Here is a 10618-nt window from a genome sequence, read left to right as displayed (position 1 = left end):
CGGAAGTAGTTCAGTGGTAGAATACAACCTTGCCAAGGTTGGGGTCGCGGGTTCGAATCCCGTCTTCCGCTCCAATTTTCAATATGACATGCCGGGGTGGCGGAACAGGCAGACGCACAGGACTTAAAATCCTGCGGTGGGTGACCACCGTGCGGGTTCGACCCCCGCCCTCGGCACCATATGCGCCCGTAGCTCAATTGGATAGAGCGTTTGACTACGGATCAAGAGGTTAGGGGTTCGACTCCTCTCGGGCGCGCTTTTATTCGGGAAGTGGCTCAGCTTGGTAGAGCACCTGGTTTGGGACCAGGGGGTCGCAGGTTCAAATCCTGTCTTCCCGATTTTCCCAAAAACATGGGGCCTTAGCTCAGCTGGGAGAGCGCCTGCCTTGCACGCAGGAGGTCAGCGGTTCGATCCCGCTAGGCTCCACTTTATTTATTATATGTCTCGGAGGTATACCCAAGTTCGGCTGAAGGGATCGGTCTTGAAAACCGACAGGCGGTGAGAATCGCGCGGGGGTTCGAATCCCTCTACCTCCTCCATTTTTTTTTGAAATGGTTTAGCTACATATAATAATAAAATATTTTTTCCTTCATGGAGGTATACCCAAGTTCGGCTGAAGGGATCGGTCTTGAAAACCGACAGGCGGCGAGAGTCGCGCGGGGGTTCGAATCCCTCTACCTCCTCCATTTTTTAAAACATTATATTATCGCGGGGTGGAGCAGCACGGTAGCTCGTCGGGCTCATAACCCGAAGGTCGCAGGTTCAAATCCTGTCCCCGCAACCAAATGGTCCCGTGGTGTAGTGGTTAACATGCCTGCCTGTCACGCAGGAGATCGCCGGTTCGACCCCGGTCGGGACCGCCATTTATGTTGGCTCGGTAGCTCAGTCGGTAGAGCAGAGGACTGAAAATCCTCGTGTCGGCGGTTCGATTCCGTCCCGAGCCACCATTTTTTTTATGCCGGCTTAGCTCAATTGGTAGAGCAACTGACTTGTAATCAGTAGGTTGGGGGTTCAAGTCCTCTAGCCGGCATCATTTAGGGGCATAGTTTAAAGGTAGAACTGAGGTCTCCAAAACCTCCAGTGTGGGTTCGATTCCTACTGCCCCTGTAAAGTATATGGGCCTATAGCTCAGCTGGTTAGAGCGCACGCCTGATAAGCGTGAGGTCGATGGTTCGAGTCCATTTAGGCCCACCATATATTTATTCCGCAGTAGCTCAGTGGTAGAGCTATCGGCTGTTAACCGATCGGTCGTAGGTTCGAGTCCTACCTGCGGAGCCATGGCCCGTTGGTCAAGTGGTTAAGACACCGCCCTTTCACGGCGGTAACACGGGTTCGAATCCCGTACGGGTCATAAAGAAAGAGTCAGCAATATGCTGGCTCTTTTTTATTGTGTATAATCCTCTTTTTTATCATCTTATTTTCCTCAAATAAATAAAGGGATTTAGGAAAAACTATGGTATGTATTAAAAGGAGGAGATAAAAAATGACGCAAGTTAGAGACTTTATGAGTACTCATATTGTACATTGTACACCGTTAGATAATGTATATGAGGCTGCTGTAAAAATGAAGGAAGAATCAGTTGGATTGATTCCTGTTCTTGAAAATGAACAAGTCGTTGGGCTTGTTACTGATCGAGATTTAGTTGTTCGAGGGATTGCTGAAAAACATCCTGGGTCTAATAAAATTACAAATGTAATGACGACAAACATTGTTTCGGTTTCTCCAGATGATTCTATTGAAAAAGCTACAGAATTAATGGCACAGTATCAAATTAGACGATTGCCAGTAGTTGAGGACGGTCAACTTGTCGGGATGCTAGCATTAGGTGATTTAGCTATAAGAGAAGCGGCAGATGATCAAGCTGGGTTCGCTTTAAGTGAAATCTCGGAACGTACGGAATAAAGTTAAACTTTTAATTAGTGAAAGTGTTATTGTCCGCAAATAGTGGGATAAATGATGGATAAAAATCAGATACATTATTCTAGTATATGTGGATTAAACTAATATATTAGCGTGATGTATCTGAGACATTATATAATAAGTACATAGTTCAGGTTTTCGACAGTTTATTTAAATTTTTCATTCCTAATTTTAAATAAGAGAAAAAGTGATATACTGATAGATATAAGTATTATGATAGGTTTTGAATATAACAATATTTATTTTTAGTGTTGTAATAATGAATTAATATTTCCTACGTAGATAAAGTGAAACTTTAATTATTGGGGGTTTTGTCCATCCTCCAATGATTATTCGTTGAACCAATCGGGCTTTTACCGGCAGTTTTATTTCCCACCTAACTTCCTCGTATTCACTGGATTTTGAGGTGGGCGTCTTACTGCCCGGCAAATAGCGGGATAAAAAGGGAAGGGGAATTATATGAGGGCTGTACAGGGCGATCCAAATTGGAATTTGGTTACAGATACATATATAGAACCAAATAATTTTGCTGAATTATTATCTTTACTTGTACCTTGCCACCCAAAAGGTGAAGGAAAAGAGCGAACTATATTAGCATGGAAAGAAAAAGAATTTTATAAAGAAGAAAATTTAGCAGCAGTTATCGTTTATGGAATGAATAGAGTAAAGAATTTACCACAGTTTCATAAAGATGAAATTCCAACCTTAGTACGTATTCTTCGTTTATGTCAAGAGATTGGTTGGTATGAAGAGGCAAATACTTTTATGGTAACACAAGGGCTAGCTGAATTTGTCCAAACTTCATTGGAATATGAAACATGGGATCTTTTGACACAAGCAGTTGCTTTAAACTATTTAGTTATTAAATATCGTGTCGGGGAATTAACAGATGGGGATGTAGAAATTTGGGATAGAGTTAAATTTAATGAGAAATGTATAACAAATTGTAAACATCTATTATCTCAAAAAGAAATATTAGAGTTTACATTCTTCTATATGTGTAAGAGGGCTAAAGCACAGTCAAAAGAGCAGCTGAATAGTGATATGATGAGTCTAGCGATGTATTGTAATACTTTTGTGTATGATTTATATACACATGACTTATTACGAAAGTATCGTAAGTGTACAGATTTTCTATCATATTATGGACCTAGTCAAGTAGTTTTAGCTTGTCAAAGAGCTGTACTTTCTCAAATTTCAGATCGATTAGACCCACTAAAGACAACTCATGTAGATGATTATTTATATGTGATGAAAGAAATGATGGAACATATGACAATAGGGATAATGGATCGATATAACCATTTTATCGGAAAGTTATTATCATACGTGCCATTTTTCGAAATGATTCAAGTTCCACAGCATGCATATTATTGTGAAGAATTACTGTATATTTGTAAGGGCATTGAATATAAAGAGGAAATACTACGCAATTATATATTTATACAATTACATGATTGTTTACCGTCATTCTTTAAACTATTTCTTAAAAATAAGCGTTATGCGACGATTCATGATATTCTTTTCTATTGGTGTGACGATGAACAAAGAATGGGTTTAGAGAAAAAATATAATCTTAGTTTTATTTATGAAAAATATGCTTGTGGCTAAACAGTATTTTACATATGAAAAATTAATATAAATTAAAAAGGATCTCAATGTTATGTGAGATCCTTTTTTGTTAGTAAAACAAGGAGAAAGTGATTAAGATGAGAAATAACATTCCATATAGGAGAAGTTGTGCAGTATAACTTCCTTGTATACCAAAAAAAGTATTTAGTTTTTCGTATAAATTTAATATATATTTCATTGTGTTATCTTTGAAAGATTGGTACACAGTGTCTCCTCTTTCTAAGCTTCTTGTTCATGTTTTTTATTATTAGGGACATTAATGTATCTAGCTATGAATAATAAAACAGCCATAAAGAATACGGGAATTATAGTAGATAAATAAAAGCCATTACTAATAACATTTGTTATAAGGGCACTTAATAGAAAAATAGCATTATAAACATGGGCAACTTTTTGCTTTAGTCGCACTTGAAATGACTCCATCATAATTTCTAGAGCAACAAAAGCAATGATAATAGATAAAAATACAGTGTTTGTATTGTAAATTATTAAACAACAGATTAAACCTAAAAAGGCTAAGTATTCAATGAAGAGAGGTATATTGCGTGGCATACAATTTACCTAACTAAATACGGCAGTGGATTTACTGCATTTGTTTTTTCAAAATTCCATTCTCCATTATGTAATTCAAAATGGAGGTGTTGTCCGTATGAATGACCTGTGTTACCCATATGACCTAGTAATTGTCCAGTTTGTATTTGATCACCAGCTTGTACAGTGCGATCTTTCATATGAGCATAAACTGTTGTATATAATTTCCCGTTTATTTGATGGGCGATGAACACTACATTGCCATAACTAGCTGAATAATATGATTTAATAACTTTACCTGCAGCGGCAGCTTGAATGGAGACGTTACCTTGTGCTGCAATATCTATTCCATAATGCATTTGTTCCCAGCGTATATCAAAGGTTGAGCTGATTTTTCCTTGAGTAGGGAATTTGAAAACTGCTGGAATAGCTGAAGATTGAGCTGTTTGAGCTTGTGATTGCTGTTGATTTTGTACCACATAGTGTTTGGCCACATACCCGTATCCTGTGCCAAAACGAATTTTATACCAAGTTCCTACTGTTTCTACTACTTGTACCTGTGTACCGTTTTGTAAAGAACCAAGTAGAGTGCCATTTGTGCTAGCATTGCTACGTACATTTAATTTAGGTGTTGCAACAGTATATTTCGTATCATTTTGAACTGTGATTCCTTTTACTAAGGGCTGCGAACCATTAGATACGAATGCTTTTTGTACATAACCTGTTTGACCGTTATGTGAAATTTTATACCATTCGCCTTGTTCTCCTTGAATAGTCACGAACTTACCATTTGGTAATACATCTAAAATGGAAGATTCTAAATTAGGTTCAGAGCGAACGTTCAATGCATTAGCATTGACGATGTATTGATTAGTAGATTGAAGTTTGTTTTTTTGCAGAATAGCATCTTTTTGTACATAGCCTACTTTATTATTAACAGATACTTTATACCAATCCTTCGTTGTTTTAAGTATGTTAACTTTCGTATTAAAGCGAATTGTATCAAGGGATATGCTATTTGTATTATCTTCTTTATGTAAGGCTACTTGATCGACTTTGACATATCCAGTTTTGACATTAGATAATTGTTCAGCGTTTGCTTTTTGTACATTTGTTTCGCCCATAGAAGGAAGTAATGAGGCGATTGCGACAGTAGTTGCTGTTAGAGCTGTAGCTTTCATATTCATATAATAGAGACCTCCTCTAGTTGTATAGTTAGTTGTAATTTTATTATAGTATAAAGATATAATATAGTGGGTGTATTCACATAAATGTAATATGAAATCAATATAAAAATAAATTTTTTCAGGATAATGATTCCTTTTTATAGAATTAATTGGGATTTTATTTTACGAAATAGAATAATAAGTATTATATAACTCTGTAATTTTGTTGACAATTGAGAAAATTAAAATAGTTGATGATGTCTTATTAGGGTGTTATACTGACAGTGATAATTTTATAGTTTGCTAGGAGAGCTGGTGTTGCCAGCTGAGAGTAAGACCTTAAGTCTTTGATCCTTTTCATTACCTGATCTAGATTATGCTAGCGTAGGGAAGCAATTCGGACACTAATGATGAGTCCCCGTTTCTTTGCGTATAGAAACGGGGCTTTTTTATTTGAAAATTTTATATTGAAACCACTAGGGGTGCTTTTCGTGCTGAGAGAGGAATAATCCTTAACCCTTACAACACCTGATCTAGGTAATACTAGCGAAGGGAAGTGGAACAACGAATAAGCTATAATTTTATTTGTTGTAACCACTTCTGATTATAGAAGTGGTTTTTTATTTAGATACATATATTGAAGGGGGAAATAGAAATGAAATTTTGTAATAGATTGTTAGAAACTGTACAACCAGTTTGGGAGATGAGTCATAATCATCCATTTGTAGTAGGGATGGGGGATGGCACGTTAGAAAAAGATAAGTTTCAGTATTACATTATTCAAGATTATTTATATTTGTTAGATTATGCAAAGCTATATGCCATCGGTGTTGTAAAGGCAACGAATCCACAAGTAATGGGAAAATTTGCTGAACAAATTGATGGAATATTAAATGGAGAAATGACGATCCATAAACAGTATGCAAAAAGGCTTGGAATTTCTATAGAGGAGATAGAATCAGCAAAACCATCTGCTAAAAATTTAGCTTATACAAATTACATGATGTCTGTATCTCAAAATGGCACACTTGCGGAATTAATAGCAGCACTTCTTCCATGTATGTGGAGTTATTGGGAAATTGGAAAGCGTTTAAATGATATTCCTGGAGCGAGAGATCATGAGTTCTTTGGTGAGTGGATTCAAGGATATAGTTCTGAAGAATACGGTAACCTTTGTATTTGGTTAATAGATTTATTAGATGAAATGGCAATTGGAAAGTCAGAGCGAGAGCTAGAAAGATTAGAGGAGATTTTCTTATATTCCAGTCGATTTGAATATTTATTCTGGGATATGTCCTATCGTAAGGAGATGTGGGGATTTGAGGAGCAAGAACATACTACAGTTTCATAATGTTTCTTTTCATTATGATGAGAAGCCAATCATCGATGAATTAAATGCTTCTATACAAGAGAAAGAGTTTGTAAGCATTATTGGGCCAAGTGGCTGCGGGAAAAGTACTCTATTTCGTCTTATTACAGGCTTAGAAGAAGTCAGTACTGGACGGATAGAGCTGACAGAAACAAAAAGTCATCCTGTAGGGTATATGCCTCAAAAAGATATGCTCCTGCCGTGGAGAAAAATTATTGAGAATGCTGCTTTGCCACTAGAATGTCAGGGTGTACAGAAGAAAGAAGCACAAGTAAAGGCAAAGGAACTGCTACATAAATTTGGTTTACAAGGATACGAGGGAAAATACCCGAAAGATTTATCTGGCGGTATGAGGCAGCGCGTATCTTTTATCCGAACATTATTAACAGGCGGAGAGATATTATTGCTAGATGAACCGTTTAGCGCATTGGACGCTTTAACGAAGGCATCTTTGCAAGAATGGTTGTTTGAACAATGGAAAGAGTGGGAAAAAACAATTTTATTTATCACTCATGATGTGGAAGAAGCGTTGTTTCTTTCGAATCGAATTTTAGTGGTGGAACAGCAGCCGATAACTACTTTGACTGAACGGATTGTGCCGCTTGATCATAACAGAACACGAAAAGATTTATATAAACCGGATGTGTTAGCGCTGAAAGATGAGCTTCTTAGTATGTTACAAAGGCAGGTACTCGTATGATGAACCGATTGAAAGAATTAGTTCCTGCCATTACACTTTCTAGCATTTTACTCGTTATGTGGGAAATAGGAGCAAGAATTGTAGATGAAATGTACATTTTACCGTCACCGTCAGCAATTGTAATGAAGATATGGAAACTAAAAGACATATTATTTACGGTTCATTTACCGGCAACGTTATACGTCGTTTTAATAGGTGTTGTTATTTCTATCGTATTAGGTGTAGGGCTAGCGATGTTAATGAATGCGAGTACATGGATGGAAAGGGCATTTTATCCATTATTAGTTGCCTCACAAACGATTCCTATTACAGCGCTTGCTCCGCTTTTCGTTTTATGGTTTGGATATACCATCTGGAGTAAGGTTGTTGTTACAGTTTTAATTACGTTTTTCCCTATTGCGGTCAATACGTATGACGGACTGCGTAGTACGAAAAAAGAATGGGAGGAGCTCTTAGTTACATATGGAGCAACGAAGAAAGATGTTTTTCTTAAGTTAAAGTTACCGTCTGCTCTTCCTTATTTTTTTTCAGCTTTAAAAATTGCAGTTCCGCTTAGTGTAATTGGGGCAGCAATAGGTGAATGGCTCGGTGCACAAGCTGGGCTTGGTTATTTCAGTAAGAGAATGATGACACAGTTAGATGGAGCTGGTGTATTTGCACCCATTGTATTGTTATCATTATTAGCTATTTTCTTCGTCATACTTATTTCCATATTAGAAAAGAAATTCATTAGTTGGAGGAAGCATTCATGAAATTTTTAAAACGCATCTTTGTGTTTACATTATTAGTTGCAATGATTGCAGGATGTTCGAGTAATTCAGCATCAGATAAAAGTAAAAAAGAGAAAGAAATAACGGTTATGCTCGATTGGTACCCAAATGCGGTACATAGCTTTATTTATGCAGCGATTGAAAAAGGCTACTTTAAAGAAGAAGGAATAAAGGTAAATATAAAATTCCCTTCTAATCCAACTGATCCATTAACTTTAGCTGCAGCAGGGAAAGTGACAGTTGGTTTGTATTATCAGCCAGATGTTGTTATGGCCAGAGCAAATGAACAAATTCCAGTGAAATCAATTGGAGCTGTCGTACGTTCACCGTTAAATCATGTCGTATCGCTGAAATCAGCAGGTATTCAATCACCGAAAGATTTAGAAGGAAAAACAGTAGGATATTCTGGAACTCCTTTAAGTGAAGCATATTTAAAAACGATGATAAAAGAAGCTGGTGGTAATCCTGATACGGTGAAAGTAGTTGATGTTGGCTTTGATTTAGTACCAGCGTTAATTACGAAAAAAGTGGATGCTGTAACAGGAGCATACATTAACCATGAAGTACCTGTTATGCGTCATGAAGGCCATGAACCAGCGTACTTTAATCCAGCAGAATATGGTGTGCCGAATTATCATGAACTTGTTTTCGTAACAGGTGATAAAACGTTGAAAAAAGATAAAGAAGCATTGCAAGCCTTTTTACGTGGGGCAAAAAAAGGGTATGACTTTATGAAGAAAAGCCCTGATGAAGCATTAAATATTTTATTAGATCATCAAGAAAAAGAAAACTTCCCGCTTGTACCAGAAGTTGAAAAAGAAAGCATGAAAATTTTATTAGAGAAGATGGAAACGAAAGATGAGCCATTTCTATCAGATTCAAAAGAGTCATGGGAGAAACAAAACAAATGGTTGAAAGACAAAGGAATGACGAAAGAAATTGTTCCTGCCGATGAATTATTCGAAAACATTTTAAAGTAGGCGAATGAATATGAAAAATGAGCTCCATGTAATCTCAAATGGCCATATGCCATTCGAAGAGTTAGTGAATGTAGCGATGCAAATTGAGAGTGAGATTGATTATTTGCATATTCGTGAGCGTGAGAAAAGTACGAAGGAATTATATGAAGGGGTGGAAAGTCTTTTGAAAAAAGGCTTTCCAGCATCTAAGCTTGTTATAAATGATCGAATTGATATCGCCATTTTATTAAACATTCCGCGTGTTCAACTAGGATACCGAAGCGCAGATGCAAGGTTAGTGAAAGAAAAGTTTTCTTATTTGCATGTTGGTTATTCAGTACACTCGTTAGAGGAAGCGATAGTAGCATTTAAAAATGGAGCGGATTCACTCGTTTATGGTCATGTATTTCCGACAGATTGTAAAAAAGGTGTGCCAGCGAGAGGACTTGAAGAAATTTCAGACATTGCAAGCTGTTTATCTATACCGATTACAGCGATTGGAGGAATTACCCCAGAAAACACAGTAGATGTTCTTACTAACGGTGTAAGCGGTATAGCAGTTATGTCCGGAATTGTAAGTAGTAGTAACCCATATAGCAAAGCGAAATCTTATAAGGAATCAATAAGAAAGTGGGCGGAAAAACATGTGTGAGAAGTATGATGTAGCGATTATTGGCGGTGGTGTAATTGGTAGCTCAGTTGCACATTTTCTAGCAGAAAGAGGACATAAAGTAGCAATTATAGAGAAGCAAAAAATTGCATCGGAAGCTTCTAAAGCAGCTGCTGGCCTGCTTGGTGTTCAAGCAGAATGGGATGCGTATGACCCGCTATTTGAACTTGCTAGAGAAAGCCGAGCTATATTTCCACAACTTGCAACAGTTTTACGTGAAAAGACGGGTATTGATATTGGATATGAGGAGAAAGGGATATATCGTATTGCACAAAACGAAGATGAGAAGGAAAGAATTCTTCACATTATGGATTGGCAACAGGAAACAGGTGAAGATTCATATTTTCTAACGGGAGACCATTTACGGGAAAAAGAGCCATTTCTATCCGAATCCATTATAGGAGCGGTATATTATCCGAAAGATGGTCACGTTATTGCACCAGAGCTTACGAAAGCATTCGCGCATTCTGCATCAATTTCCGGTGCGGATATATATGAACAGACAGAAGTGTTTGATATTCGTATTGAAAATAATAAAGTGACTGGTATTGTTACGAGCGAAGGTATAATCACATGCGAAAAAGTGGTGATTGCCGGTGGCTCATGGAGCACGAAGTTACTAGGTCATTTTCACCGCGAATGGGGTACATATCCAGTTAAAGGAGAAGTAGTAGCGGTAAGAAGTAGAAAACCACTTTTAAAGGCACCTATTTTCCAAGAAAGATTTTATATTGCTCCAAAGCGCGGCGGACGTTACGTAATTGGAGCAACGATGAAGTCGCATACGTTTAATAAAACTGTACAACCGGAAAGCATTACTTCTATATTAGAGCGTGCTTATACAATATTGCCAGCTTTAAAAGAAGCAGAGTGGGAAAGCGCATGGGCAGGATTAAGACC

The 10618-nt window shown here is 37.4% G+C and carries 10 protein-coding genes, 14 tRNA genes and 2 riboswitches; of the genes, 22 read left to right on the top strand and 2 right to left on the bottom strand.

What is annotated here, in order from left to right:
- The first annotated feature begins 90 nt into the window (after positions 1-90).
- From JDS92_RS28085 to JDS92_RS28010, 16 genes are all read left to right on the top strand, one after another.
- Positions 91-179 (top strand) — tRNA-Leu (locus JDS92_RS28085).
- 3 nt (positions 180-182) lie between these two features.
- Positions 183-256 (top strand) — tRNA-Arg (locus JDS92_RS28080).
- An 8-nt stretch (positions 257-264) separates the two neighbouring features.
- Positions 265-338: transfer RNA gene (locus JDS92_RS28075), tRNA-Pro, on the top strand.
- Positions 339-353: 15 nt separating this feature from the next.
- Positions 354-426 (top strand) — tRNA-Ala (locus JDS92_RS28070).
- 20 nt (positions 427-446) lie between these two features.
- Positions 447-539: transfer RNA gene (locus tag JDS92_RS28065), tRNA-Ser, on the top strand.
- Positions 540-593: 54 nt separating this feature from the next.
- A tRNA-Ser gene (locus JDS92_RS28060) sits at positions 594-686 on the top strand.
- 21 nt (positions 687-707) lie between these two features.
- Positions 708-784, top strand: a tRNA-Met gene (locus JDS92_RS28055).
- Positions 785-787: 3 nt separating this feature from the next.
- A tRNA-Asp gene (locus JDS92_RS28050) sits at positions 788-863 on the top strand.
- Positions 864-871: 8 nt separating this feature from the next.
- Positions 872-947 (top strand) — tRNA-Phe (locus tag JDS92_RS28045).
- 10 nt (positions 948-957) lie between these two features.
- Positions 958-1030 (top strand) — tRNA-Thr (locus JDS92_RS28040).
- A gap of 6 nt (positions 1031-1036) precedes the next feature.
- Positions 1037-1107, top strand: a tRNA-Trp gene (locus JDS92_RS28035).
- A gap of 10 nt (positions 1108-1117) precedes the next feature.
- Positions 1118-1194: transfer RNA gene (locus JDS92_RS28030), tRNA-Ile, on the top strand.
- 9 nt (positions 1195-1203) lie between these two features.
- A tRNA-Asn gene (locus tag JDS92_RS28025) sits at positions 1204-1278 on the top strand.
- A 1-nt stretch (position 1279) separates the two neighbouring features.
- Positions 1280-1351, top strand: a tRNA-Glu gene (locus tag JDS92_RS28020).
- Positions 1352-1483: 132 nt separating this feature from the next.
- A complete protein-coding gene (locus JDS92_RS28015; protein WP_000195538.1) occupies positions 1484-1903 on the top strand; it encodes a CBS domain-containing protein in 420 nt (139 codons plus the stop codon).
- Positions 1904-2380: 477 nt separating this feature from the next.
- Complete coding sequence (locus JDS92_RS28010) at positions 2381-3532, top strand: DUF3965 domain-containing protein (protein ID WP_001203043.1); 1152 nt, start codon at positions 2381-2383, stop codon at positions 3530-3532.
- Between the two features lie 240 nt (positions 3533-3772).
- Here the strand turns inward: JDS92_RS28010 and JDS92_RS28005 are convergent, their stop codons facing one another.
- Positions 3773-4105, bottom strand: coding sequence for a hypothetical protein (locus tag JDS92_RS28005; protein WP_001137815.1), 333 nt, complete (start codon positions 4103-4105; stop codon positions 3773-3775).
- Positions 4106-4110: 5 nt separating this feature from the next.
- On the bottom strand, positions 4111-5271 hold the full coding sequence (locus JDS92_RS28000) for an SH3 domain-containing protein (RefSeq protein ID WP_098977171.1): 1161 nt from the start codon (positions 5269-5271) through the stop codon (positions 4111-4113).
- A 274-nt stretch (positions 5272-5545) separates the two neighbouring features.
- A riboswitch (TPP riboswitch) is annotated at positions 5546-5658 on the top strand.
- Positions 5659-5718: 60 nt separating this feature from the next.
- A riboswitch (TPP riboswitch) is annotated at positions 5719-5822 on the top strand.
- Between the two features lie 83 nt (positions 5823-5905).
- Here JDS92_RS28000 and tenA point away from each other — a divergent pair.
- The 6 genes from tenA to thiO form a co-directional block, all read left to right on the top strand.
- Positions 5906-6601 (top strand): thiaminase II, encoded by a 696-nt coding sequence (tenA, locus tag JDS92_RS27995; protein ID WP_000666918.1) that lies wholly within the window; start codon positions 5906-5908, stop codon positions 6599-6601.
- Positions 6570-7319, top strand: a complete 750-nt coding sequence (locus JDS92_RS27990) for an ABC transporter ATP-binding protein (protein WP_087971082.1) — start codon at positions 6570-6572, stop codon at positions 7317-7319. The genes tenA and JDS92_RS27990 overlap by 32 nt, the downstream gene beginning before the upstream one ends.
- Positions 7319-8071 (top strand): ABC transporter permease, encoded by a 753-nt coding sequence (locus tag JDS92_RS27985; RefSeq protein ID WP_002059286.1) that lies wholly within the window; start codon positions 7319-7321, stop codon positions 8069-8071. The genes JDS92_RS27990 and JDS92_RS27985 overlap by 1 nt, the downstream gene beginning before the upstream one ends.
- Positions 8068-9069 (top strand): ABC transporter substrate-binding protein, encoded by a 1002-nt coding sequence (locus tag JDS92_RS27980; RefSeq protein WP_000670425.1) that lies wholly within the window; start codon positions 8068-8070, stop codon positions 9067-9069. The genes JDS92_RS27985 and JDS92_RS27980 overlap by 4 nt, the downstream gene beginning before the upstream one ends.
- 10 nt (positions 9070-9079) lie before the next feature.
- Positions 9080-9700 carry a thiazole tautomerase TenI gene (tenI, locus tag JDS92_RS27975; protein WP_087971083.1) on the top strand — a complete coding sequence of 207 codons (621 nt, stop codon included), beginning with the start codon at positions 9080-9082 and terminating at the stop codon, positions 9698-9700.
- On the top strand, positions 9693-10618 hold a 926-nt coding region (thiO, locus tag JDS92_RS27970; protein ID WP_199632906.1), incomplete at its 3' end, for a glycine oxidase ThiO. The genes tenI and thiO, both read left to right, overlap by 8 nt.

The sequence above is a fragment of the Bacillus cereus group sp. N12 genome (genome assembly GCF_016483575.1).
In the GTDB taxonomy this organism is placed as follows: Bacteria; Bacillota; Bacilli; order Bacillales; family Bacillaceae_G; genus Bacillus_A; species Bacillus_A toyonensis.
Note: the sequence above shows the minus strand (reverse complement) of the source record. Positions and strands in the feature narration are given on the sequence as shown.